Origin of the sequence: Veronia nyctiphanis (assembly GCF_004116385.1) — a bacterium.
Taxonomy (GTDB): Bacteria; Pseudomonadota; Gammaproteobacteria; order Enterobacterales; family Vibrionaceae; genus Veronia; species Veronia nyctiphanis.
In genome coordinates, this window is sequence record NZ_PEIB01000011.1 from 69,095 (window position 1) to 94,353 (window position 25,259).

Here is a 25,259-nt window from a genome sequence, read left to right on the forward strand (position 1 = left end):
AATTTTCAGGTGTCACTATCCGTTTTTGCTTCCTACTCGTTTTCATGATGATGTCGTATCCAGCATTGTCTGACGCTTTGACGATTTCAAGTCGTGGAGGCGCTTATTCGGATGCTTATCAATCAACACTCTACAGGCCTTTCTCGGAACTTAAGAACATCTATATTGCGGATAGCCCCCACAACAATAGGCTCTATCGCAATGCTGACCTCTTTTTTGCACCAGATTGGGACGTTATAGAGCTCACTGAGACCGTTGCAATTGAAGCCTGCCAATCCGGGCTTCTTACTCCACTATCAGCAAAGATGAAAGCGGAATTTGAATCTTCAGACTTTGCTCCTCACCTTATTCACACCTGTTCAATCGCTCATCAGTATGACGCCGTTGTTATCGCCTATGACAGGGCCGTATTCGCTACACAATTACCAACAAACATCAGCGATTTCTTTGACCTTGACGACTACCCAGGAAAAAGAGGGCTTCAAAAAAAGGCTGATATTGCTCTGGAGTGGGCGCTATTAGCCAATGGGGTGCCAATACAGCAAATATACCATTGTTGAGCACAGAAAGGGGTATTGATATCGCCCTGAAAACTCTCGATAGAATATATCCAAGCATTATTTGGTGGAACGAGCCATACGAGGCAAAAGAGTTGCTCCTTACGGGGGCTGTCGTTATGGGAAGTGGACTTAAAAGCGAATTAGCGCCACTCGAAGTTGATACTCGCCTCGAAGTTCTAAACGACGGTCATATTCGCCTTCCAATATCATGGGCAGTTACCACTTCATCTGAGAATAAAGCGCAAGGATTTGAGTTTTTAACTTACTCGCTGCGTCCCGACCACATGGCAAATACCGCATATAACCTTTATGCCTACCCTACCCGAGACTCAGCTGTTCACTTTGTTGATGAGTATTCAGGAAAAATAAAATATCCATTCAATGCGCAACGAAACGGTAAAAAGGCCAATCAAGTTTTGGTACAGGACAGTACCTGGTATCTAACAACGAAAAAGCTTAGGCAAACAAAATTTGAGCTGTGGCTGAGTGACAAAAGCAAAGAGGTGAAAGTCAGGGCTGATACCAGCCCATACTTTTCGAGAAGAGAACGATTTCAGTGAAGGGTATATTCGTTTATATCTGCGACTTCCAGACGTTTACCGTGAAATACTTCTGGATTAACCATATCTTCTAACCTTGGGTCTGAGAGCATTGAAGCCATACCCGATCGACGCACTTCATGTGAAGGCCATATTATCCAAAACAACACAACCGCATTTCTATTTTGTTTTAAATCGTCATCTTCAAGATATTTTTCAAGCCTGTCATCCTGAACAGAGACAATCTTTAACGCCCCGTAAGTACGAACCAGAGCCTCAGATTCACTGATACAATCCATATATGACTGACTAAGCTCTTTGGGCAGTGCAGTAACAAGTCCATCTACGTAAATCATAAATAGCTTCCTTTTATGTATCTTTTTTTTATTTGTGTCCCTCACGCCATCAAGTTTTAGTATTAAAACCTAACCACTTGTTAACAATGAAAAACCTTCTTGGGATACGGAATCATTTTGATTTATTATCATGAACTCAAGGCAATAAATATGACTCATTAATGAGACGCTTCAATAGTTCTACATACGCTAACTTCTGGGGTTTTATCCGGTGCGGTTTCCCTTCTCTTTTAATATTACTCTCATTAAGTGTAATAAAGCTTTTGCTCTTTGATAACTATGAAAAGTAAGTTGAGGCTGAACCGATGCACAGACTAGAATATTGCTTCAGTATTCGAAGAAAGCAGAGCCGATTTGATTAAATATTGGCCAACCACGTCGTTTTGGATAGAAATTACGAGCAAGCACTTTGCATCAAGTCGCCAAAGATGGTTTTATGCCTGACACATTTTCCTATCAGAGACAGCAAAAGTGGAAGATAAAATTATGACTGGTGAAGAACTGGTCGAAATCGTTGAAAATCAACTAACCGACAATAACCCCAAAAAAGTGACTGAAACGTTAATGCGTCTCAGAATGACAGGTCATAGTAGGGAAGAAGCCATAGAGTTTATGGCATGTGCGCTTATGATTGAAGTTTATGATGTCGTCAAAAATGACGCTGAATTTAACTTGAAGCGCTATGAAGAGCACCTAGATATGTTGCCAGAAATGCCGTGGCAAGAAGACCTCGACTAACATTATTACGCCTCAGCTGATTACCCTCCGAGGCGTAGTAAAAACCAAAAATAATCTGATTTTATCTATTCAACTCAACAACACCTAAAGAAGTACTTGGTTGCACAACCACAGCTTAATATGCCGATTACTACCAGATTTCGCTGACATCATTTAAGTCAACATTACAGGTTTTTGATATAAACCACGGGCCGATATTATATTCCTTCCTAAGCAGTTCAATTGAGCGTTTCGCCTCTGCCAGAATACTCTTATCGCCATTTAAATATTTCTTCACATCTTCGAGCAACATCAGAACCACGGGATCCTGAGTCAAATCATTTTCTCTCATACCTTATTCACTTATAGCCAGAGAACTTCCGACAGACAATGCCTAATATTGCATTCATGAAAGTTGGGGAATTATAAATATCTAGACGTGTTTAGATGATAATTTATGCGGCGGATTTTGCATGACATCCACGAGATAAACAATAGTTTTCAATAGCTCTATCACATTAATATTTTGAAACATTCTAATAGGTAACATTAATTTTACTGACTGAGCAGATTTAGTCAGTAGGTGGCTATCATTGTGCAATTTTCCAACAATGACTCTACCTTAGTATTAGTCATTACTAAAGGGTGTATTACAATGAAAAAAAATACCTATGCCGTTCGTCAGGCACCATATGAGAAAAAGACTCATAGCGCTCACTTTTTTACATGCTTACTTTTCGCCTCTGGCATACTTCTGACCTCTGCATGCACTGATCACCCTGCAGTCTCAGTTGATCAATGTAATCAGGTTGTGGCTCACGCCAAGCAGGTACTTGGTAGTATGGCTCCCGATAACGCGACGTTGGTATCTCAATGTCAGGCAGCCACAGACTCTGAGCGAGGTTGTGTAATGGCAGCGACTAAGAAAGGTCAATTAGCCCAGTGTATGTGACAGATTTCGATTCAAATAAAAAGAGCAGCCAAATGGCTGCTCTTTTTTCGTCATTCACTATTAACTCTGAGTAGTAGGTTTTGGTTTCCTATTGAATACTCTTTTTACACCAGCGACTGCGCGGAACTTCCCGCCAATATCCTGAAGCATCAGATACAAGCACGGCACCAGTGTCAGACTCAGCAGGGTTGCAAAGAGAACGGCAAAGCCAGTGCAACCGCCATAGGGACAATAATTCTGGCCTGTAGACTCGTCTCAAACATTATCGGCAATACGCCAGCGAAAGTCGTAATGGATGTCAGCAATATTGCACGGAAACGCGCACAACCCGCTTCAATGACAGACTCTTTCACCGACAGACCGCTGGCACGGGCTTTGTTGATGTAATCTGTCATAACCAACGAGTCATTGATAACAACACCCGCCGCTGCAACAAGACCGAATACAGACATATTGCTCATATCAATGCCAAAGAAGTAGTGTCCCCATATCGCGCCCGTCAGGCTGAATGGAATCACAGACATGATAATAAGAGGCTGTGCGTAACTTTTTAACGGTATAGCCAGCAGCATATAAACAATGATCATACCTGCAATGAAGAACAGGATTTGCTGATCCATCTCAGCTTGTTGTTCTTCCACCGAGCCACTCAATTCTGTTTTAACACTCGGGAATTTGGCTGTTAAATCAGGGAGTATGTTATCGCGAATATTTTTCACAACCTCGCCAGGTTCAACAACCTGATCATCGATTGAGCCGTAAACATAGACTGAACGGAAACCACCTTCTCGACGAATCGAGCTGATCCCTGGTTTTTCGACAATATTCGCAACATCACCCAACATCACTTTGCTGCCATTGGGCGAAGTAATAACAGTGTAACGAAGAGCGGACAATGCTTCACGATCGGCTTTCGGATAGCGAACCATGACACGCACTTCCTCACCATCGCGTAAGACACGCTGAGCTTCGCCTCCATAGAAGCTACCACCCACTTGCTGAGCAATGATTGACAGATCTAAACCAAGGTCATAGGCAACCGGCTTTAATGAAAGTTGAAGCTCTTTGCTGCCATTGTCGATGCTTGAGGAGATATCGTATAAACCTTTTTGTCGCTGAAGTGTGCCTATCAGCTCTAAACCTGCTTTATTTAATGTCTCAATATCTGAGCCAAACAACAGGTAACCAAAGTCTCCGCCTTCTCCGTCACCGATCAGCGAATCTCTGATCGTAAGCGATTTGACGCCAGGCATTGAAGGAATCGCTTCGCGCCAGTATCTGGCTAGCTCAAAGGTATCGAGTGGACGTAACTCTTCATCAACAAGCTTAACGACTAGTCGGCCCTGATTCCGCCCTTGGGTAAACGACAAGACGCCGTCGACCATTGGCTTGCCTGTCTCTTCAACAACCTTTTCTTCAACCTCGGATACTATAGATTCCAGCTTTTTGACCACATCAAGTGTTTGCGCACTCGACACAGTGTCATTCATAGTGACCATGATTGCCGGGTAGTCATTAGGCACCTTCGGGCTGGGAACAAATCTGACATCGCCAGACTTGAGCAGCCCTGTACTGATTAACAATAGGCCACAGAAAACTGCAAATGTCGTCCATCTCCATTTGATGCAAGATGTTACAAAACGACGGTATGGACCATTAACAAATGCAAAAAAGGATTTGTTAAATTTAGCCCTAAGACTGTTTTCTTTGATGGGTGAGAACTTTGTATTTGCCAAGTGAGCCGGGAGAATCAGTTTGGATTCAATCAAGCTGAATATCAGGCAGAGAATCACCACAGCAGAGATGTTGGTGAAGAATTGGCCCATAGGCCCGCTTGCCATCATAAAGGGTGCAAATACAGCAATGGATGTCAGTACACCGAATGTTGCTGGGGTCGCGACTTTCTTCACCCCTCTCACAACACTCTCAACACCACCACCATCTTTTTCGATTTCGGTGTACGCACTCTCCCCCATCACAATGGCATCATCAACGACAATACCCAAAACCATGATGAACGCGAACAGACTAATAATATTGATTGTGACGCCGAAAACCGGCATCAGCATAATCGCGCCAAGAAAACAGACGGGCAGCCCGACCATCACCCATAGTGCGAGTCTGAGCCTCAAGAAGATACCCAAAAGGATGGCGACCAGAATAGCACCCTGCATCAGGTTCTTGAGCAGCATATCCAGGCGGCCATTAAGGTAGTACGTCATATCAACAACAGGTACCAGCTCTAACCCTCTTGGTAATGTGTCGCGCTTCTGCTCAACGTACTTATTGACTGAGTCTGCTACTGTAATGGAGTTTTGCGAAGCAGTTGCTTTGACAGAAAAGTAAATCGCATTTTGACCTGAGTAGCTGAAGTAACGATCACCTTCAGTGAATCCATCTTTGATAGTGGCAATATCACGCAACAGTACCTTCGAACCATTCGGTCCCAACTTTACCGGGATTTGCGCAAACTCCTCACCACGATAAAACTGATTTTCAATACGGACGGAGATAAGACCGCTATTCGTATTGACCTGACCTGCGGAAAAATTCGAAGAGTAACGACGGATCGCAGCAGTGACATCGTTTAATGTCAGGTTGTACTTTCTCAGTGTCTCGGGCTCTATCTCAATGGCCACTTCTTCAGCAGGCGCATTGAATTCAACAATCGAAACGTTACTCAGTTGCAAGAGTTCTTTTTCAATTTCTCTACCGATAGGTTTAAGCTCTTCGGTTGGCCTATCACCTGTCAGTACCAGCTCCACGACATCTTGCTTAAACTCTATCTGAGTTACCGAAATCGGTTCCATAGCCGAAGGGAAGCCTGAAATCGAATCGACCTTTTGCTTAACCTTATCTTGCACTTCTTTGATGTCGGCATCAGTGTTTATTTCAAGGGTCAAACTTCCTGAGGCTCTGTTAGCCCTTGACGTCATTTTTTTAATTTCAGTGACATCTTTCAATGACTCCTCAACTTTTATCAAGATACTGTCTTCAATTTCCTGCGGCGATGCACCGGGATAAGAGGCAGTAACACTGATATAGTTAAAGTCGATGTTAGGAAACATCTGACGTTGTATCGTCAAATAACTCACAAGTCCGATAATGATAACGAATATCATCAACAGGTTTGCAGCAACCGAGTTATTGGCAAAGTAGCTATCAGGCCCTTTTCTTTCGTGGTCTGCATATTCTTCCACCTTACTCGACAGATTCAGCGGCAGCATCATCTGCTTTCGCGTTTACCACAGCCATGCCACGCGAAGGATAATCAGGCAACGTCAATACAACTTGGTCGTCATCCTGCAGGCCATTTTCAACATAGAAAAACGCGCCTGACTGACGAACAACGTTTACGTTACGTGGTTCAAGCTCGCTGTCTTTGTTAACAATCCATACTAGGTTGTCATTCACAAGCTCTTGAGGAAGCTTAAATACTTGTTTGAGTCGGTTACCATCGAAAGCGACCTCAACGAATGAACCAAACTTCAACGGAGACTTTCCTGAATTCAGGCCATACGGGTCTTGGACTCTTACGACTAAGCTCGTCATTCTTGTTGTACTATTTACAACGCCTAAATCACGAACGATGGTGCCGTTTCTAACCAAATTCACGTCACCTTTCTCAGTAACGGTGGCAGCAATGCCTTCGACATTTGCTGGCAAAAATTTGTTCTCAAACCCGGGATCGGAACCTGTATTTCAGCAGACTCGACATTGTTAAGTACCGCAACACGGCTACCTGTGCTAACAAACTGACCAACACCAATATCGCGAGAGACAACTAGCGCATCAAAAGGCGCTTCGACATCACAATTTTTAAGGTCACGTTTTGCCCGTTTTAACGCTGCTTGTGCTGATTTTACGTTTGCTTGAGCGCTTAATAGCTGCGGTTTACGCAGGTATAAATCTGTTATCTGCTTACTGCTCAGGCTTTTGGCTTGACGCGCTGCAACTTGGCCTTTTGCTTTTTCTTCTACCAACATTGCTTTTGCGGATGCGAGGTTTGCTTCTGCCTGCAGTACTGCAGCTTCATAGTTTTCTTTCTCAATTGAAAATAAAACTTCACCACGCTTAACAATACCACCCACAACAAAATTAGGATGCCAGCTAGTTACGGCCCCAGACGCTTGGGAAGAAAGTTGAGTAGCTTCGACGGGAGTTAGTTCACCGTAACCCGTAATGCGTACGCTGTGATCAATAGCAGAAACAGGTTCTGTACTCACAGTGGGTTCGGTTTGAATCTTTGCCTTTTCTTCAGGTTCAGGTTTGTTGTCGGCAAGCGCTGAAAAAACAACACCTGAGCCAACCAAAACAAGAAGAGGCATTAGCCAACGTAACACTTTGATAAACATATTATCCCTTAATTGTTTTCAGTTATTTTTGTCTACGCATTAAGTCAACAGGACGTGTCAAAAGCTCAGGATTACAGTTCTGACTTTGGACTCTCTATCACAAAATTACACGCAACATTATTGGTCAATCTGTATGCTAAATGCAACAAGTATACCAATTAAGACTCACCGATGAGCCAGTGTCCGTTGGGCTTCTAGAGAAGAGGTAACGAGGGGTTTTGAGTGCTTTTTACTAATTTTTGGTGAAATTTCTCAATTTGGTGAGAAATCCACTGAGGAAGTTTGTTTGAAGAGTCATTCACAAGCTTTAGTGAGGCTGCCGATTTGTCGATTTAAATATCAAAGAGAGATCAAGCAACATTAAATACAAACAAGGCACCAGAATAAGCGTTACCAGAGTGGCAAACAAAACGGCAAAACCCAGCGAGACGGCCATAGGAATAACAAACCTCGCCTGCAAACTGGTCTCAAACATGATGGGTAAGACACCAGCAAACGTCGTAATCGATGTCAGTGTTATCGCCCGAAAACGCTGACAGCCCGCTTCAACCACTGCTTCCGCGACGCTGATACCTCGCTTTCTGATTTGATTGATAAAATCAGTCATCACTAAGGAGTCGTTGATAACAACACCCGCCGCCGCAACCAAACCAAACTTGAAGTCATGCTGATATCTACGTTGAAGGCGAAATGTGCCCATATAGCGCCGATAAAACTGAAGGGAATGACGGACATAATGATGAGCGGCTGCCAATAACTATTGAGTGGCACCGCCAACAGAATATAGACAAGTATCAGTGCGGCGATAAAAAAGCCAAGCTGCTCGTTTCTCTCTTTTCGTTCCTCTTCGACAGCGCCACTTAGCTCGATGGTGGTGTTACTGAAACGCCGTTGAAGGTCTTTGAGCTGGTTGTTTTTCATACTTTCAATCACGTCGTCTGGCTCTACGATTTCCTCATCAATTGAGCCATAGACATAAACACCGCGACGCCTGTTCTCTCTGCGAATTTCGCTGGTGCCGGGTACCATAGAGACATTTGCGATGTCCCCCAGCATAACCTGGCTGCCTGCTGGCGTTGTAATGACGGCATATTGCAAAGATGCAATAGAGTCTCTTATATTCCTCGGGTACCTGACTTTGACTGCAACTTCTTCCCCATCGCGAAGGACTTTTTGCACTTCAGTACCGTAAAACCCTTCCGAGAGCTGTTGGCCAACCGCTTTAAGTGTCAGCCCGAGGTCATAAGCAACGGGCTTTAACGACAAGCGAAGTTCCTGACTATTCAAATCAATCGTCGAAGACAAATCATAGATGCCCTCTTTCCCTGACAACTGCTCCATTAGATATCTACCAGCACGGCTGACCTCAGCAATATCGTTACTGAAAAGCAAAAAGCCAAAGTCATCGCCAGTTTCACCTCTGGCGTTCACCGTATCTTTAATGACCAAAGACTGAACACCTGGCATTGCTGGCATAATATCCCGCCACCGACGAGATATTTCGAATGCGTTGAGAGGCCGTTCGTTCTCATCGGCTAATTTGACGACTATGGTTGCTTCCGTATCGCTGCGATTGAAGGCGAGCAAGTCTTGAATAGATTTTAAGCCCGTTTCTTTTTCTACATCTTTATCAACCTGTTCAATGACACCAACAACGGTCTTTATAGCGTTAACTGTTTGTTCACTGGCGGTGCTGTTGCCCATCGTAATATTAATTACCGGAAAATCATGCGGTACTTTGGGTACTAACGTGGTTCTTATGAATCCCCCTTTAACAAGGCCTACACTGAGGACCAAAAGGCCGATAAAAATGCACAGTACCGACCATCGCCATCTTAAACACAGAGTAAGAAAGCGCTTGTATGTGCCATTTACAAAGCCGAAAAAGTGACGATTAAACTTAAAACGCCAGCTTGTCTCGGACACATCCGAGAATCTGACATGCGCCAAATGCGCAGGGAGAATGAGTTTCGACTCAACAAGACTGAATGCCAGGCAGAGAATAGCAACCGCCGCTATACCGAAGAAAAACGCGCTGTTACCGCCTGATGAGAAGAGGAAGGGACTGAAAACGGCGATCGTCGTTAAAACACCAAAGGTGGCCGGGGTCGCCACACGCTGCGCACCTCGTATAACATTATCGACGCCTCCACCATGTTTCTCGATTTCTACACTGGCGCTCTCACCAATGACAATCGCATCGTCAACAACAATGCCGAGTACCATAATGAAGCTGAATAAGGTCACAACATTGATACTGACGCCCATCACTGGCATCAACATGACGGCACCAAGAAATGCCACTGGCAGCCCCATCATGACCCAGAAGGCCAGCTTTACCCGCAGAAATATGCCCAGAAGTAGAGCGACTAAAATAGCACCCTGCAGCAGATTCTTGAGCATCATATCTAGACGCGCATTCAGGTAGTACGTCATATCAACAATTGTTTCGATACGCACACCGGCTGGCAGCTGCTTTTCCTCAAGGTATTTATTGACGCTTTCAGCAATATCGACCATGTTTTCATTTTTTGTCGCCTTCACCGATAAGCTGATGGCGTTCATGCCAGAATACTTGACGTATCTCTCCCGCTCTGTGAAACCGTCTTTTATTTTGGCGATATCGCCAAGCCTTACCGTCGCTCCATTATTTCCCGTAATAATCGGTAGACGACTGAAAGTATCACCAAGCTTGGCCTGTTTCTCAATGCGAACAAAAATGATTCCTTTAGCAGTGTTCACCTGCCCGGCCGAGATACTCAATGAGTGGCTCTGAATTGCGTTTTTAACCTGCTGAATCGTAAGGTTGTATTTCCTCAAATTATCCGGCGACACCTCAATAGCGATTTCAGGTGTGGGCGTCCAAACATTCACGGTTGAAACAGGCGGAAGATTTCGGATCTCATCGCCAATTTTCCTTGCCAAAGGGGCCAGCTCTTCAACAGTCCTGTTGCCCACCAACACGAGCTGAAGGACATCCTGTTTAAACTCGAACGTCCTTACGTTCAGAGGCTTCATGTCGTCAGGGAAATCAGAGATAGCATCAACTTTCTCTTTTATTTTGATCAGCGTGTCGTCTAAATCGAGCTTTTTATCGATTTCAAGAGACATGCGGGCTCTGCTTCTTTTGGCTTCCGACACCACCTTCTTAATGCCATTGACGTCTTTCAGCGCGTCCTCAATTTTTATGATGATGTTTTCTTCGATATCCAAGACGGAAGCGCCGGGGTATGAGGCCGTTATATTGATGTAATTTATTTCGATGTTGGGGAACATCTGTCGTTGGATAGAGGTGTAGCTCACCGCTCCCATAATGACGATGAACATCATCATTAAATTTGCAGCGACAGGGGTTCTGGCGAAGTACGCAATCAGTCCTTTGTGTTGTTGCTCAGTCATTCAGCAACCCCTATTGCGCTGAGGACGGAAGGGCATTGACCGCCATTCCATTCTGAGGGAAATCAGGCAGAGTAATAACCAACTTATCGCCGTCAGTAATATCCCCCCGCACATACACAAACTCACCAGACTGATAAATCACGTCAACAGAACGTTTTTCAAGCGTATTGGTGTCATTCACGATCCACACCGACGAATTTTGCAATGCCTCTTGTCTCAGCATGAAAACGTCCTCTAATGACTTCCCTGACAACGTAACTGTCGCATATGTACCGAGATTTAACGTAGGCTCACCTGACAACAGAGAGTATGGGTCCTCAATACTGACAACCAGGCCTGACATTCTCGTCTTGCTATCAACGATACCAATATTTCGAACAACCTTAGCCGCTCGCAGCCCATTAATGGATTCGGCATTAATTGAAACATTGATATCCTGTAATTTGGCGGGCAGGTGTTTGATATCGAAACCAGCAATTGGTAAATGAATTTCCGCTGTTTCGACGTTGCTGAGGGTTGCTAGCTGGGCCCCCCTATTAACAAACTGCCCTGCTCCCAGAGATTTTGAAATGACTAGCGCATTGAATGGCGAAAGTATTTTGCAATTTTCCAAATCGCGTTTCGCACGCTGCAGCGCAGCTTTCGCTGACTTCACACGAGCATTTGCACTGAGTAACTGAGGCTTTCGGAGAAACAAAGAGGTGACTTTGTCTTTCGACATTGCTTTCGCCTGACGAGCAGCAACATCACCCAACGCTTTTTCTTCAATCAACGCGGCTTTGGCAGATGCAAGCTGGGCTTCGGCTTCAATCACAGCGGCTTGATAATCATCGTCTTCGACAACAAATAAAACTTCGCCCCGATTCACAATTCCACCGACCACAAAGTTTGGGTGAAGCGGGCCAACAACTCCGGCGACCCGTGACGACAAGCTAGTCGATTCAGCGGAAGACACTTCACCAAAGCTTGTCAGCGTCACCTGATGGTCAATTTCTCTTGCGATGGTTATGGTGACACTCGGGATATTTTTCTCTCTTGGAGGCTTTTCTTTTTTGTCCCCCAATTGGGTCATTACGTAGTAGCCGCCCGCACTGGCGATAAGAATCATGATTGGTAATAACCAACGCAACACACTCACAAATATTCACCTTGCTAAATACAGGCCGCTTAAATGGCGACTTCGTCAAAGGATCGAACAATGAAATACAATGCCAAAGATTACGTTGCTTATCTTTCTCTTGATTCAGACGCAACGAACAATACCATATAAACAATAGGTCAATATGTTGAAAAGTCAGCAATATATAGCGATGGGGATAAGTGAAAAAATTTAGTGAGATGACAAAAAGTGGAAAGTGGAAGCATAGAGCCCCCACTAACGTAAGTAATTACAAATTCGCTAAAACGTATTCAGCTTTACTCACTTCAAAAGACTTTGGTGCTTCAACGAAAACATCTGTGACAACGCCTTTCTCGATAACCATTGCATAGCGTTGAGAGCGCACACCGCCAAAGCCTGCGGTATCCATTTCAAGCCCCAGCGCTTTAGTAAAGCTTGCGTCACCATCTGCCAGCATTGCAATGTCACCGGCATTTTGTGCCTCACCCCATGCTTTCATTACAAATGCATCGTTCACAGATACACACGCAACCAAATCCACACCCTTAGCCTTAAGTTCGTCGGCTAATACGACGTAGCCTGGAAGGTGAGCTTCAGAGCATGTTGGCGTGAATGCACCCGGCACAGCAAATAAAACCACTTTTTTATCTGCAAACAGTTCTCCGACTTGATGTGATTGCATGCCCTCTGAAGTTAGCTCACTCAAAGTCGCAGACGGTAAAGGTTGGCCTTTTTCAATCATGGTTATTTCCTTCCTACATAGAGATTTGGCCTGATAGTGCACTAAATCAAGCATCAACTGCAGCTAATACTTTTATTTATGTGCCTGAGGATCATTTCTGCCCTCAACCGTGAAAAAATTTTTGAACGTCGCCGCAGTAAATGACTCAACACGTTGAATGAATGGTGCTTTACAGAACAAATGATACGCATCAAAACACAATAATTTCACAGTGTATGCGCTGTGCCTGCGGCACTCAGCAAATACTGTCCATATGACAACTGTGACTTCAGCCCACGAGCTGCAGCAATCATCCCTGACCGCACACGAATATCGAGTAACCAATGATGAAATATACGGAAATAAAGCATGGGAAATATCCAATACTTTCCTGCAGCAAAAAACTGCGGGGCAGAATGTGAGGCAGTATTAAGAACATTACCAGAATGGTTTGGCTGTGAAGACTCACTTGCCGAATATGTCTCTGAAATCGACAACATGGATACATATACCGCGAGAGAATGCGGTAGAACAGTTGGCTTTTTTACGATCAGCGAGCACTTTGAAACTTCAGCAGAGCTGCATGTTTTGGGTATAGAACGCGAGTATCATCGACATGGAATTGGCAGTCACCTGCTCAAAAATGTCGAAGACGCACTCAGAAGCAAAGGTGTTAAGTTTCTTCAGGTAAAAACCCTTAGCCCCAAAGCAGGGAATGCAGATTATGCCCTTACGATGAAATTTTACCTAAAGCATGGCTTTATGGCGCTGGAAGACTTCGACGATCTGTGGGGAGAAGACACCCCTTGCAGGCAGCTCATTAAAGTTCTTTAGAGCCCGTCAGAGGCTGATAGAAGCAACAACAGCTTCGTTCGACACATCACAGGTCCGCGGTTCATTATTCATATCGCGGGCCTGATTTTATATGGCCGCAACCCGAATAATGTATACGCCTTTTACCAGGGCATCTAACATTAAACAGATATCATCATTTTTTCTATTTTTTTTGGAACTAAATTTGACTGACTGACACTGAAAGAAGTCGGTACTGAGTAAGCATTAAAGCAATTACTAATGAATGATGACAGGTTGTTCATAAAACAAGCCCAATTCAGACAGTTCAAGACTTATTTATAATTATGTCTCGACTTTGAGCCATTCTACTTCGCCAGATTTTTCAGCAACGTTGCTATGATAAATGTTGCTTAACTATCAAATCAAGACGAAACTGACAGTATTATGGTCAACGGTTATTTATAGGGATTTCATTTAAAGATGAGTTGTAAAATTATTCCCATTGGATCAACTCACAAAAGCGCGTCACTTGCAGATAAAAACGACAACAGTGTTGAGCCGTCTTCTGAAAGAAAAGAGAACACGGAAAGAGTAAGAAAACAATGTCGCAAGTACGAGATAACGCAAGTGGGTGGACGGCGGCTGCCTCCAGAAAAAAGAGAGCTGATCTGCAAATGGAAAATCGCCAACTGTAAAAGCGACTCTCCTTAGATATTCTGCGGGATCCTTTCTCGCGTCTTCATGCCTTATTTTAAACTTTCCCTATCGGTTCCTTCGCTGAAACATTAATCGCTTGTCGGCTCTCGCTCAAACCAACACATTTTGAACTTATAAGTACCTGGCTACATCCCCCCTAAATATCTCTTGAATCACTTCAACTTTTCAGCTAGTGATAATAATTATCAATTACAAGGAAGTTAGAATGATAAGACATGGGCACAAGTACATTGATGTCAACACTGGTATTACGCTCGATAGTTGGTTTCCACGCAGTAACAAGTCTATTGAGCGCCATTGCCTAGCGATTGAAAAAGGATTAATTAGGGGTGAGTGTTTTACGCTTGAAATACATGACCTGTCAGAGCCACCTCTGAGTACCGAAGATGCTTATCTTCGACTTCACTTACTCTCCGAATGTGCAACCAAGCCTAATGAGATAAATCTAGAGGGTATTTTCTCTTTGCTGCCAAATGTCGCTTGGACATCTGCCGGCCCAGTACTTCCCGCTCATGTAGAGACACTTAAAGCTGCCATTTCGAAAGAGCCACACCACCTCACCGTTACCTCTATCGACAAATTCCCCAGAATGACTAACTACGTTATTCCTGAAGGAGTGAGGATCGGCGATGCGGACAGAATCCGCCTCGGGGCACATCTAGCGCCCGGTACAACGGTCATGCATGAGGGTTTTGTGAATTTTAACGCGGGTACACTTGGCGCATCAATGGTTGAGGGACGCGTTACGCCGGGTGTCGTCGTTGGAAAAAACTCTGATGTCGGCGCGGGATCATCTATTATGGGAACCCTTTCAGGTGGCGGAAAACAGGTAAATTCCCTAGGTAGAAATACCTTGCTCGGCGCAAATGCAGGCACCGGAATTTCGCTTGGTGATGAGTGTATAGTTGAAGCTGGCCTTTATCTTACTGCGGGCACCAAGGTACGCTTGCCTGATGGAGAGGTAGTCAGTGCTCGCGTATTATCAGGGCACTCCGGCCTTCTTTTTCGCCGCAATAGTCAAACTGGCAGCTAGAGGCATTGCCAACCGATTCCTCTCGTTGGGGCGGTCTAAACCAAAACCTGCACAGCAACGACTAATCCCCACCAAGTCTGCGGTCTCGACGGGACCGCACTGAATCGAACAACATTGAACCCGATCAATCTCTAAAGTCTCAATCTTCAGCTTGAAAAAATACAAATGTTATTGATAATTATTATCATTGCGATTTAAAAGAGACTTTACCATGCCAGATAATGCTGCGCTTTATCGTACATTCTTTGCTGAGGAAGAACGCTTTCTCTCCAATGAATGTCAGGAAGGGTTCGAGTACGACATCATTGTAGGCTATATCTCTGCAGGGCTTAATCTTACAGGGGTATATTGCAGCGAGGGTGCGCAAACTAACGCGCTTCTTGAAGAATTGTTCCTCCGTCGAGTCTACTACAACATGCTAATGGCAATTGGATGTGTGAATCGTTCAGATATTTTCCGCCAACTTTGCATTGATCATATTCATGGACCTTTGATTGCACTTAAGAGGTACTACATTGAATTTGATGGCGGCCATGAAAAGTTTCTTTCGCTTCAGCACGACCTCCAGAAGGTTTGCTTTTTTCACTAAAATTCAGGACCACTAAATGCAAGACCATAGAATAGAAAAAGACAGTATGGGCGACGTTCATGTTCCCGCTGATGCGCTTTATCAAGCCCAGACTCAAAGAGCTGTTGATAACTTCACAGTGAGTAGCCTGACAATGCCGTCTCAGTTTATCAAGCGCTGGTGACAATTAAGCACGCTGCTGCGTTGGCAAACGCAAAGTTAGGCCTGCTTGATGGCAACATTGCCAATGCGATAGCGGAAAGTTGCCAGTTACTGCTTGAAAGTGATTTTGAAAAACAGTTCCCGGTCGATGTTTTCCAGACGGGTTCAGGCACAAGCTCTAATATGAACGCTAATGAGGTTATCGCCACATTAGCGAGTGCCAAACTTGGCGAGCCTGTCAGCCCCAATGACCATGTGAATATGGGTCAGAGCAGTAATGACGTTATCCCTACCGCGATCCAAGTGTCATCTGCTGTCGCGGTATACGAACAATTATTGCCTGCGTTGAGACATTTAAGTGAGCAGCTTAAAATAAAAAGCGACGACTTGAACGATGTTGTGAAAACAGGTCGCACACACCTCATGGATGCGATGCCAGTTACCTTTGGGCAAGAGCTTCGCGGCTGGCAGTCACAAATTGAAGCAGCTATGGCAGGCATAGATAATAGTCTCGGCCAAGTACAAGCATTGGCACAAGGTGGCACGGCCGTTGGCACTGGCATTAATGCCCACAGCGACTTTGCTGCTCTGTTCGCGCAAGAGATGACTGCGCTGACAAGTGTCAGTTTCCAACCAAGCCAAGACTTTTTCTATAATTTGTCAACCCAGGATGCCATTGTGGCGCTATCTGGTCAGCTGAAAACGCTGTCAGTCGCATTGATGAAGGTATCTAACGACTTGCGTTGGATGAATTCAGGCCCTCTCGCAGGATTAGGTGAGATTGAGCTAAAAGCGCTGCAACCCGGATCGTCAATTATGCCGGGTAAAGTAAACCCAGTGATCCCTGAGGCTGTTGCAATGACGTGCGCACAGGTTATCGGTAACGACACGACTATCACTATTGCTGGCCAGTCAGGTAACTTTCAGCTAAACGTTATGCTCCCTGTCGTCGCTTTCAATATTATTCAAAGCATCGAGATCCTAGCTAATAGTTCGAGCTTGTTAGCGGACAAAGCCATCTCTTCATTCGTCGTTCGTAAAGATAACCTTGATGCAGCGCTGTCAAAAAACCCGATTCTGGTGACAGCGTTGAACCCAGTAATTGGTTACCTTAAAGCGGCGGAGGTTGCTAAAAAAGCCTATAAAGAGCAACGACCTATCATCGATGTCGCGGAAGAGGAAACAGACCTGGGTCGTTCAGAGCTTGAACGTCTTCTTAACCCCAGAAAACTCACTCAAGGCGGTATTGCAGACTAATCGGCTTGTTTTTATGAAACTAAAAAGGCAGCGAGAAGCTGCCTTTTTCTGTTTTTGCCTTATTTACCCCAAAATGCATCTTCTGCTTTTTGGTCTTCTGAGAACAACCATACTTCAACAATCTTGCCATCTTTTATCTTAAACAGATCGTGGCCTGTCATGTCGATGCTTGTATTGCCTTTTTTACCGCTAAACGCTACTTCAACGGACACCAAGTTACCGTTAGCCATCACGTCACCATTTTGTTTAACGACGAATGTTCCCTGCGTGTCCTGCATCATTCCACCAATCATCTGGCCGATAACTCTGAATCCATTTTTTGCACCCGAGTACTTATTTTTTCCCGGCTGATGCCAAACCACATTCTCTGCAAAAAAACCAGCAAACGTTTCCATGTCACCAGCGGCTAGAGAAGAAAAATAGGCCTCAATCATTTTAATATTGTCGTTTTCATGGCCGTGATGAGCTGCCGTCGCGTTAGCTGAAAAAGTGATAAGTAACGCCATCATTATATTTTTTAGTGTGTTCATTGTGATTCCCATATTTGTGTTTTGATTTGTTGAGAAAGAGAATAAAAAAAATTTGATCAACTGAGTAGAGAGCTTTTTTCTATTTCACTGATACGAAAAACGTAACAATCGACTCGAACCTAATTTAATAATTTATAACATGTAGTTACACTAAGACTCCTAATGTCCCTCTGTTAGCTACTCATGTTTCACATTGAAAGGATCGCTTCTTCTGGCTGTATGAGTAGCAATAAACACAGTCTGCCTTGCACCCAGAATAATAATCAGAAAAACTGCCAGACAGAGCTTCTACCTTATATGTGGGAAAACGGAATTAAGAATGAAAAATATACTCACAACGCTTTTTATTGTGTTTTTTTCTGTCGGCAGTTTAGCTGATATCTTCGATGATATCGAAAGCGCAGTAAATAAAATGAACATTGGTGCATTAGAGCAGTTTAACGAAGGCAAAACATATCGCGCGGCCTATGCGCACTACCGACTGGCATTTTTGTATAATTTTTTAGGTGAGAAGAAAAAGGCCAAACGTCCATTAGAGAACGTTATTTCTCTTCTCGATGGAAAAGATGACTCAGAATCACTCATTTTGAAAGCATCTGCGCATGGCTTACAAATTGGTTTAAGCCCTATCAAAGCAGTATTTCTTGGCTCAAAGATTGATGATGCGCTGGAAGCTGCAGCGCAGAAAACGCCAGATAATCCAAGACTACTGATGACCAAAGCAGTGAATGCATTCAATACACCATCTTTGTTTGGGGGTAATAACGAACGCGCACTTAGCCTGATAAACAAAGCTGAAAACGCATTTGCGCTGCCGTGTGATCAGGTGTGTTGGGGAAAGGCAGAAAATCAGATTTGGAAAGCGCTTATATTACAGGAAATGAAGGGGCAAGACGCTTACATAGCCGCGCTGGAAGCATCCCTTCGGATTGATCCAGAAAATATCTGGGCGAGACAACTCATTGACGCCGCAAAATAAACCAGCGATAGCCTATTGCCCTCTGAGTTTGCCTCGTAGCACTCGTCCCAGAGAAGAACGAGGCAAACGTTCGGTCACAGTGACCTTCTCTGGCACATAGAAATCAGGCAGCATATCGCGGCAATACTCAATTAATTCACTTTTAGACACGAAGTCTTTCGTTACAATCACAAACGCATGCAGTCGACTTCCTTTAAGAGGATCATTTTCTCCAATCACTACGGCCTCTCTGACACCGTCCGCACTGACAAGCACTTCTTCGACCTCTCGCGGGTAAACAATCGAGTCTCCCACCCAAATTGAGTCGTCTTTCCTATTAAGTAATTTAATATGTCCGTTGTAGCGAAGAAGGCCCAAATCACCTGTTCTGTGGAACCCATCACTGCTAAACATTTTTTCGTTCAGCGCTTCATCTTTCCAATATCGCTTAATGACCTGCGGTCCTTTCACCACAATCTGTCCAACTTCTCCAAACCCCAGAGGCTCATCGTTCTCATTCCACACTTCAACAGATGTTCCAATTAACGGTGGACCAACAGTTTCCAACTGTTCATTCCCCGGTTCATTAAGGCATACACCCATAGATGCCTCAGTGAGTCCATATCCTTCAGTGATCCTAATACCGGTCAATAGTCGCCAATTCTCAGCAACAGAAACAGAGAGAGGATAACCACCACAGAATGAAGAACTGAGCGACGTAAAGTCTAATTCGATGAATTCATCGTCTTCCAACAATGAATGGAAAAGGGAGTTCATGCCAATAAAGCATGTCACCTTATGCTTTCGCATCACCTCTACAATATGTTTTGTATCCCAGAGATCGGGAATGAGTATGTTCGCGTTACCACAACTGAATGTAAGCGCAAAGTTAGCAACAAACGCGAAGATATGATGAAAGGGCAGCGGGCAAACCACTATCTCAGAGTTTCTGTCGTGTACATTTTCTACCCTTTGCATGAGCTGCAAAAGGTTAGTAATGATGTTTCGGTGTGAAAGACACGCCCCTTTAGGTCTTCCCGACGTACCGTCTGTGTATTGAAGTAGGCAAAGATCATCCAAATCAGAGTCACGTGGAAGTAGCGTTATAAGACACCCTTTCTCGTAGATGTCGTTTAGGCTGAGCGAGTTCTCAGAGAGGTCGTGTGCCTCAATACTCACCCGAAACTCAAGGGAAGAGTCGAGATGAGTAGAAGCCAAGTCAGGATTAATGTCTTTTGAAAAGAAGGCGATTTTTGCTTCTGAGTCTTGGAGTAGGTAACCGATATCCTTGATACTTGTGCATATGTTAACCAGCACTAAACCAGCACGAAGGCAGCCATAATTAATGATTGCAAATTCAGGTATATTAGGAAGTTGAACGAGCACTCTGTCACCGGGTACCAAATCTGTATATTCTTGGATCCATCCCGCAACAGCACGGCTTTTTTCATCGACTTCAGCAAACGTTATCTGCTCATTTTTATGATAATAAGCAATAGATTTGGAAAATTTTCCCATACTGAATTCAAACAAATCAGCGAGACTTTTAAATTCTTTATTTATCGCTACATCTGTCATGTCATTTAGTTCAATGTTCATTATTTGGCCCTGAAATAACGTCCTGTGTTTTAAACAGGTAAAGTTTAATTATTGCTCTCAGCTAATGTTTTTCGGTATGTGCCAGGTGATTTTCCTGTCCATCGTTTAAATGCTCGATTGAAGTTGCCGACATTTGAAAAGCCAAGCAAATAGCTAATTTCACAAAAACTCAAATGCGCCTGTTGCATGTAATTCATCGCAAGCGAATACCGCGTCTTTTCCAAGATCTCTTTATAGTTTGTTCCTTGTTCGAACAGTTTTCTCTGCAAGTTCCGTGTACTCATGCAAAGGTTTTTTGCAATCTCTTGCTGCGATGGTGCACCTAACGCCAAAGATTTATATATTTCGTGTTTTATTAAATAAGTCAGATCATGCCTTTCTACACGAGAGAGAAATTCATTAAGTACAGATTTATGGGCGAGATTTACAACTGGGTTAGCAACCGACAACGGTTCATGAAGATATCGCCTATCAAAAACTATTTGTGTTTTTTCACAACCAAATTCTATCTCGCAATCAAAGAAAGACTGAAGATACTCGGTATTGTTTTCAGGGTGTTCAAAAGATAATTCAAGTTTACTCAAGTTAAATTTGTCGTGAATAAGACTTCGAGTAAAACCGATAATCACAGATAAAAAAGACTCAACAACTTCTCTGTCCATTGCCGAGCGATTAGTCATATCATATTGCTGAACAGCTAACGAGAGGCAGACAGAGTCTCTACCCTCATCAATTTCGAATCTGCATGCATCCGTTAATATTTTTTGGTAAGTGACAATGAGTTTAAAGGCATCATTAAGTGTACTTGATGTCATCATAGAGTAGCCAAGTACATGAAACATACCTGGATGCAGCGAACGACCGAGAATGACAGAAAAGTTTCTCTCCGTCAGTCGGTCATTACATAATTTTATCAAGCGAGAAAATGCATCAAGACAGATTCGCTTTTCTGGGTCCTTAACCCACGCTCGATCAATGTTTGCATCACTCAGGCATGAATCAACATCCAACCCGCACGTTTCCATCGCGCGCGTCAAAGTAATGAGCCAGCCACTTGTCGTGCTATACGTCCCTGCCATTATTTCCTGCTTCTCCGACTCTCACCAAAATAAGAAAAGCATTCTCTGTTTAGCTTTTCTGATCAGAGCCAATTATTTATATTTCATTTCTGAATAATTGTTTATTAAAACTAAATTAAGCATAATTTTTAGCCGAAGTGCTGTCTAATTAATGAGAACCTTAAATATGAGAAAAATTAAGACACTACGTTTCATTTTTGAATCGAATAATCTCCCACCTTACTATATGTTTTTTAGATGTATTTTATAATATATCTAGAAAACTTAGCATTTAATCACTAGATAATAATGCTATTCGAGTATTTTAACTCATGTCGATATAGAATTAAGCCTTTGTAAAATAAGATATTCACTGAAGAATACGCGTAGTTAAACACGTCACCACCAAGGATGATAAACGATTTCTAATATTATTGAATAGTATTTGGAACTCAAAGATATCCTCAGACACTAATGTTATGTCATCGGCCCTCATGGTGTGTTGAACGCTCAGAACACCAGTTATTTTAGGGGATAATAATGACAAAACTTAAACTCTTTATGGATACGTTAAGTCGCCTTGATGATAGTGTCCCAACATTTTCTTCAAAACAGGAGTTAGAAGACTTCCGTGCGAAGTATGTTGAAATCTGCGAAGAAGAGGGAGTAGTTAACTTGGTTTCACACGCTGGTGCGCAGGATGGCGTGGCTACGTATCTTAATTTAGCAAAAGATATCAAGGCCGTGCAGAGAGCGAATCGACGTGCGGGACTGCCAAACTTCACAACAAGGGAAGTTGAACAGTCTGCTAAAGACGAATTGTTCGCTAGTTGCTTGTGATTTTAAGTAGCTACCGACAGAAGCAACACGAGTCACGCTGCCTTCAAACAGACGTAACTTGTTCTTTAGACGCTTTCTCTAAGGAGAAAGCGTTTTTTTTAGTGCGATCTCGGGAGCTCAAATCGATTGATGAAATACTCAAGGATATGGTTCGTTCTATCTATGTGAATCATTCCTTGTTCAGATGTCGATGAATAGTTAATTGACCAGGCATCATCACCTTCAGGAAATAAAAGGTGAGGACAGCTCTGGCTACCTTCCCCTAAATACTTACCCAAATCGCCCCTAGGTTTTGAAAGTCAACATACCTGACCTCGACGTTATGCCTTATTTCAGGAAACATAGCCATTAGGCCTTCAACTCTTAAACAAAAAGGACAGAAAAACGTCCCTTCGCCTGCGCTATCATCTGTAAAGTCACGTTTGAATAGATATAGAACTGTCTTCATTTTTCCCTCACAACTTTTAGGTGATACCTCCTACCACCAGGTCAGTTATATAGGTAACTGTTCAATCTATTCGTCTCTAAACAGAAATAATCACACATTAGACGTTAAAATTTAAGAAACCATAGACAACAGATCATTATATTTAAGGCCTAATATAATATTCTTTGCATTAACCATTTGCCTTTCAGTGACGTTTTCTTTTGTCGTCAGCATATAGCTAACCGGGTAGTAACCTTGTTCGTTTTTCTTATGTATGTGAGTGACGTTGGCACCAAACACCACTTTATCTTTGCCAATCTCTTGAACGAGCGTCAACGGAAATGTTTTTAGGCCATCATTTAATGTGTCAAATTGACTTTCTGACGGGAATTCCTGAAATAATTGCAGAGCGATCCCTGCATTAACTGATGAGATAAATGCACTGTTAAATCCTGAAGCATGGCAAAGCATGGCTATTGCCTCGTTGCTATAGCCCATATCGCCGAGCAGATCCCACAAGGTCCAGTATTTTACAGACTTACCTTGCCATTCGCATTGCTCACTAAATTTGTGCCAAAAGTCTTGCCCCACTTCAATCTCATTCGCAGCAAAATTCGGGTTGTTCTCAATGACGTTAGAAAAAAGGGTGACCAGCATAGACGATGGCGCAATCATGCGTTCTTTGACTGACAAGTAGTATGATTCCGCCCAGACTTTACATCCATTTATCTCGTTTCTCTTTTCACTTGACCTTGCTTCAAAGACAGACTTTGGCTCCTCAACACCCTCAAGTAACGAGCTATAGCGACTCATCAACCGATCCAAGATATTGACGGTACTTTGTGATGATGCTTGCTCTGGTGACGTCGTATTGGCTTTCCGTTCTAAGGAAGAGCCACTCGGGTTATCTCCTAGTTTGAATTTATCCAGCACCAATACCGTGCTAACGGGATTGTGTCTTACGGTTTGCCACGCACTGTAAAGACCTGATAATCCCGCGCCGATCACCAATGTATCGACGTAATCAGGGATGGTTGTACGCGCTTTATAGGCTAAAAGTGTCATGTCCTGCATGATGAAATCCTCTGACGTTGCTTGCGTTCCTTACCACAGACTTCGCTCTGGAACTTTTATTTTCATTTTTTAACTGGAACCAATAGACTTCAAATGTAGAATAAATTAGACAATGCTCAAGTTTTGAGAAGTGTTTTTTTTCGTATATTTCATAAAATATTGTTTTTATTGACTTTTAAGTATCATACGGAGCTGTTCTTGGTGTGCTCAATGTCACATTTTCAAGACTCGATATTTCTTTGAAAAAAGCCCTTTCCTTACACTCCTAACATCTAAAATCCGTCACTTGTTAAAGTGGCAGCTGACAGGTAAATAGCAATGACCTTGAATCAACTTGATACTCCCGCATTGATAGTCGATCTGACGCTGTTTGATGCGAACTTGAAAGAGATGCAATCACGCCTCAATGAGAAAGGGCTTAAGCTCAGACCACATACAAAAGCGCATAAGATCCCTGAACTGGCGTTAAGACAAATAGCGGAGGGTGCGGAAGGCATCTGTGTCGCAAAACTCGGCGAAGCGGAAGTGATGGCAAAAGGCGGTGTTAATGATATTTTAATCACCACACCGATTGCAGGTGAAAAAAAATATCAGCGGCTCATTGACCTTCATACCAATTACCCAGACGCGCGTTTTGTTCAAGTCATCGACAATCAGGCACACGTCACGGCGATTTCTAAGTTTGCCACTGCTGCCGATGTGAATGTCAGGCTTATGATTGAGGTGGAGAGCGGCCAACAACGGTGCGGAGTCATGCCAGATCAGACACTTGTTGACCTCATTGAACTCATTGTTTCATCACCGAACGTCAATTACGAAGGCATCCAGGCATACAGTGGGCATCTTCAACATGTTAAAGGGTATGACGAGAGAAACCGCGTCGCTCGGCAGGCAGTTGAAGACGTTTTTGCTTTCATTAATCAAGAATTAATCCCTAAAGGCTTAGCCCCTGAAGTGATCAGCGGCGGCGGCACAGGCACTTATGAAGCCTATGAGGGGTTGGGATATACCGAAATCCAAGCGGGTTCATATATTTTTATGGATGCGTCTTACCAAAAAATCGGCGATGAAAACGATGCAGCAACCAACCATCAGTTTGCACCAGCCTCAAAGTATGGACAACCGTTATCAGCCGCCCCACCCCCTCACGAGCCGTGGTTGATGCAGGCACCAAATGCCTTTCTGTTGATATGGGACCGGCCGAAGTCGATGAACGCTCAGATATCAGCTACGCCAGCGGCGGCGATGAACACGGGATCCTCCACTTACCTGAAGGAGAAACTTTCGTCGATATCGGTAGGCAACTTCTCATGCTGCCAAGCCATTGTGACACCACGCTGAGTAATTTCGATAGGCTTTATGGCATCAGAAATGGCGAGGTTGTTGAGTCATGGTCTATTAAAGGCCGAGGCCGTAGCGACTGATTATTTTCTTATCCCCACTCTGACAGGTCTTTAACGAGACCTGTTTTACATCAACAAATGTCCAGTCATCTCAGCTTTAACACCAAAAAATCGAAGGG

General features: G+C 43.6%; 18 protein-coding genes and 6 pseudogenes. 12 read left to right on the forward strand and 12 right to left on the reverse strand.

From position 1 onward, the window contains the following. Positions 1-44: 44 nt before the first annotated feature. Complete coding sequence (locus CS022_RS10780) at positions 45-560, forward strand: extracellular solute-binding protein (protein ID WP_145964508.1); 516 nt, start codon at positions 45-47, stop codon at positions 558-560. Next, the gene (locus tag CS022_RS10785) at positions 557-1,120 is read left to right on the forward strand and encodes a type 2 periplasmic-binding domain-containing protein (protein ID WP_129122286.1); all 564 of its coding nucleotides are present in this window, start codon (positions 557-559) and stop codon (positions 1,118-1,120) included. The genes CS022_RS10780 and CS022_RS10785 overlap by 4 nt, the downstream gene beginning before the upstream one ends. On the opposite strand, the gene CS022_RS10790 is transcribed toward CS022_RS10785, so the two are convergent. Further along, positions 1,114-1,455: a DUF1428 family protein gene (locus tag CS022_RS10790; protein WP_129122287.1), complete on the reverse strand. Its 342-nt coding sequence runs from the start codon at positions 1,453-1,455 to the stop codon at positions 1,114-1,116. The genes CS022_RS10785 and CS022_RS10790 overlap by 7 nt on opposite strands. Positions 1,456-1,941: 486 nt before the next feature. Here CS022_RS10790 and CS022_RS10795 point away from each other — a divergent pair, with 486 nt between their 5' ends. Continuing rightward, positions 1,942-2,193, forward strand: coding sequence for a hypothetical protein (locus CS022_RS10795; RefSeq protein WP_129122288.1), 252 nt, complete (start codon positions 1,942-1,944; stop codon positions 2,191-2,193). 130 nt (positions 2,194-2,323) lie between these two features. On the opposite strand, the gene CS022_RS10800 is transcribed toward CS022_RS10795, so the two are convergent. Next, the gene (locus CS022_RS10800) at positions 2,324-2,524 is read right to left on the reverse strand and encodes a hypothetical protein (RefSeq protein ID WP_129122289.1); all 201 of its coding nucleotides are present in this window, start codon (positions 2,522-2,524) and stop codon (positions 2,324-2,326) included. 303 nt (positions 2,525-2,827) lie between these two features. On the opposite strand from CS022_RS10800, the gene CS022_RS10805 reads away from it, so the two are divergent. Next, a complete protein-coding gene (locus tag CS022_RS10805) occupies positions 2,828-3,124 on the forward strand; it encodes a hypothetical protein (protein ID WP_235869457.1) in 297 nt (98 codons plus the stop codon). Positions 3,125-3,184: 60 nt separating this feature from the next. Here the strand turns inward: CS022_RS10805 and CS022_RS10810 are convergent. The 5 genes and pseudogenes from CS022_RS10810 to CS022_RS10830 form a co-directional block, all read right to left on the reverse strand. Next, a pseudogene (locus CS022_RS10810) lies at positions 3,185-6,351 on the reverse strand (efflux RND transporter permease subunit). After that, positions 6,326-7,479, reverse strand: a pseudogene (locus CS022_RS10815) (efflux RND transporter periplasmic adaptor subunit). The pseudogenes CS022_RS10810 and CS022_RS10815 overlap by 26 nt, the downstream one beginning before the upstream one ends. Before the next feature lie 307 nt (positions 7,480-7,786). Continuing rightward, positions 7,787-10,878 (reverse strand): annotated as a pseudogene (locus CS022_RS10820) (efflux RND transporter permease subunit). 10 nt (positions 10,879-10,888) lie between these two features. Beyond that, on the reverse strand, positions 10,889-12,016 hold the full coding sequence (locus CS022_RS10825) for an efflux RND transporter periplasmic adaptor subunit (protein WP_129122290.1): 1,128 nt from the start codon (positions 12,014-12,016) through the stop codon (positions 10,889-10,891). Positions 12,017-12,266: 250 nt separating this feature from the next. Next, on the reverse strand, positions 12,267-12,740 hold the full coding sequence (locus CS022_RS10830; RefSeq protein WP_129122291.1) for a peroxiredoxin: 474 nt from the start codon (positions 12,738-12,740) through the stop codon (positions 12,267-12,269). A 348-nt stretch (positions 12,741-13,088) separates the two neighbouring features. Here CS022_RS10830 and CS022_RS10835 point away from each other — a divergent pair, with 348 nt between their 5' ends. From CS022_RS10835 to CS022_RS10850, 4 genes and pseudogenes are all read left to right on the forward strand, one after another. Beyond that, complete coding sequence (locus CS022_RS10835) at positions 13,089-13,553, forward strand: GNAT family N-acetyltransferase (RefSeq protein WP_129122292.1); 465 nt, start codon at positions 13,089-13,091, stop codon at positions 13,551-13,553. An 883-nt stretch (positions 13,554-14,436) separates the two neighbouring features. Then, positions 14,437-15,264, forward strand: coding sequence for a DapH/DapD/GlmU-related protein (locus CS022_RS10840; RefSeq protein WP_201746257.1), 828 nt, complete (start codon positions 14,437-14,439; stop codon positions 15,262-15,264). 211 nt (positions 15,265-15,475) lie between these two features. Next, positions 15,476-15,853, forward strand: a complete 378-nt coding sequence (locus CS022_RS10845; RefSeq protein WP_129122293.1) for a hypothetical protein — start codon at positions 15,476-15,478, stop codon at positions 15,851-15,853. 16 nt (positions 15,854-15,869) lie between these two features. After that, positions 15,870-17,251, forward strand: a pseudogene (locus CS022_RS10850) (class II fumarate hydratase). Positions 17,252-17,310: 59 nt separating this feature from the next. On the opposite strand, the gene CS022_RS10855 reads toward CS022_RS10850, so the two are convergent. Beyond that, the gene (locus CS022_RS10855; RefSeq protein WP_235869460.1) at positions 17,311-17,781 is read right to left on the reverse strand and encodes a nuclear transport factor 2 family protein; all 471 of its coding nucleotides are present in this window, start codon (positions 17,779-17,781) and stop codon (positions 17,311-17,313) included. 319 nt (positions 17,782-18,100) lie between these two features. Between CS022_RS10855 and CS022_RS10860 the strand changes: the two genes are divergently transcribed. Further along, on the forward strand, positions 18,101-18,760 hold the full coding sequence (locus tag CS022_RS10860; RefSeq protein ID WP_129122294.1) for a hypothetical protein: 660 nt from the start codon (positions 18,101-18,103) through the stop codon (positions 18,758-18,760). Between the two features lie 12 nt (positions 18,761-18,772). Here CS022_RS10860 and CS022_RS10865 read toward each other — a convergent pair whose 3' ends face one another. Both CS022_RS10865 and CS022_RS10870 read right to left on the reverse strand, forming a co-directional pair. Continuing rightward, positions 18,773-20,338 (reverse strand): AMP-binding protein, encoded by a 1,566-nt coding sequence (locus CS022_RS10865; RefSeq protein WP_129122295.1) that lies wholly within the window; start codon positions 20,336-20,338, stop codon positions 18,773-18,775. A 44-nt stretch (positions 20,339-20,382) separates the two neighbouring features. Continuing rightward, a complete protein-coding gene (locus CS022_RS10870) occupies positions 20,383-21,417 on the reverse strand; it encodes an AraC family transcriptional regulator (protein ID WP_129122296.1) in 1,035 nt (344 codons plus the stop codon). Positions 21,418-21,936: 519 nt separating this feature from the next. On the opposite strand from CS022_RS10870, the gene CS022_RS10875 reads away from it, so the two are divergent. Continuing rightward, positions 21,937-22,236: a DUF4242 domain-containing protein gene (locus CS022_RS10875; protein WP_129122297.1), complete on the forward strand. Its 300-nt coding sequence runs from the start codon at positions 21,937-21,939 to the stop codon at positions 22,234-22,236. A 98-nt stretch (positions 22,237-22,334) separates the two neighbouring features. On the opposite strand, the pseudogene CS022_RS28075 reads toward CS022_RS10875, so the two are convergent. Together CS022_RS28075 and CS022_RS10885 are read right to left on the reverse strand one after the other, a co-directional pair. Next, positions 22,335-22,684: pseudogene (locus CS022_RS28075) on the reverse strand (DUF3088 family protein). A 111-nt stretch (positions 22,685-22,795) separates the two neighbouring features. Then, positions 22,796-23,737: an FAD/NAD(P)-binding protein gene (locus CS022_RS10885; RefSeq protein WP_129122298.1), complete on the reverse strand. Its 942-nt coding sequence runs from the start codon at positions 23,735-23,737 to the stop codon at positions 22,796-22,798. A 390-nt stretch (positions 23,738-24,127) separates the two neighbouring features. Between CS022_RS10885 and CS022_RS26285 the strand changes: the two are divergent. Both CS022_RS26285 and CS022_RS26290 read left to right on the forward strand, forming a co-directional pair. Continuing rightward, positions 24,128-24,721: pseudogene (locus CS022_RS26285) on the forward strand (alanine racemase); the annotation flags it as partial. Positions 24,722-24,891: 170 nt separating this feature from the next. Continuing rightward, the gene (locus tag CS022_RS26290; RefSeq protein WP_235869461.1) at positions 24,892-25,161 is read left to right on the forward strand and encodes a type III PLP-dependent enzyme domain-containing protein; all 270 of its coding nucleotides are present in this window, start codon (positions 24,892-24,894) and stop codon (positions 25,159-25,161) included. The last annotated feature ends 98 nt before the right edge of the window (positions 25,162-25,259 follow it).

What these genes read in the sequence shown, in the direction of transcription:
- CS022_RS10780 (WP_145964508.1), top strand. Translation starts at nt 45, where the DNA reads ATGATGATGTCGTATCCAGCATTGTCTGACGCTTTGACGATTTCAAGT.
- CS022_RS10790 (WP_129122287.1), bottom strand. Translation starts at nt 1,455, where the DNA reads ATGATTTACGTAGATGGACTTGTTACTGCACTGCCCAAAGAGCTTAGT.
- CS022_RS10795 (WP_129122288.1), top strand. Translation starts at nt 1,942, where the DNA reads ATGACTGGTGAAGAACTGGTCGAAATCGTTGAAAATCAACTAACCGAC.
- CS022_RS10800 (WP_129122289.1), bottom strand. Translation starts at nt 2,524, where the DNA reads ATGAGAGAAAATGATTTGACTCAGGATCCCGTGGTTCTGATGTTGCTC.
- CS022_RS10805 (WP_235869457.1), top strand. Translation starts at nt 2,828, where the DNA reads ATGAAAAAAAATACCTATGCCGTTCGTCAGGCACCATATGAGAAAAAG.
- CS022_RS10830 (WP_129122291.1), bottom strand. Translation starts at nt 12,740, where the DNA reads ATGATTGAAAAAGGCCAACCTTTACCGTCTGCGACTTTGAGTGAGCTA.
- CS022_RS10835 (WP_129122292.1), top strand. Translation starts at nt 13,089, where the DNA reads ATGGGAAATATCCAATACTTTCCTGCAGCAAAAAACTGCGGGGCAGAA.
- CS022_RS10840 (WP_201746257.1), top strand. Translation starts at nt 14,437, where the DNA reads ATGATAAGACATGGGCACAAGTACATTGATGTCAACACTGGTATTACG.
- CS022_RS10845 (WP_129122293.1), top strand. Translation starts at nt 15,476, where the DNA reads ATGCCAGATAATGCTGCGCTTTATCGTACATTCTTTGCTGAGGAAGAA.
- CS022_RS10855 (WP_235869460.1), bottom strand. Translation starts at nt 17,781, where the DNA reads ATGAACACACTAAAAAATATAATGATGGCGTTACTTATCACTTTTTCA.
- CS022_RS10860 (WP_129122294.1), top strand. Translation starts at nt 18,101, where the DNA reads ATGAAAAATATACTCACAACGCTTTTTATTGTGTTTTTTTCTGTCGGC.
- CS022_RS10865 (WP_129122295.1), bottom strand. Translation starts at nt 20,338, where the DNA reads ATGAACATTGAACTAAATGACATGACAGATGTAGCGATAAATAAAGAA.
- CS022_RS10870 (WP_129122296.1), bottom strand. Translation starts at nt 21,417, where the DNA reads ATGGCAGGGACGTATAGCACGACAAGTGGCTGGCTCATTACTTTGACG.
- CS022_RS10875 (WP_129122297.1), top strand. Translation starts at nt 21,937, where the DNA reads ATGACAAAACTTAAACTCTTTATGGATACGTTAAGTCGCCTTGATGAT.
- CS022_RS10885 (WP_129122298.1), bottom strand. Translation starts at nt 23,737, where the DNA reads ATGCAGGACATGACACTTTTAGCCTATAAAGCGCGTACAACCATCCCT.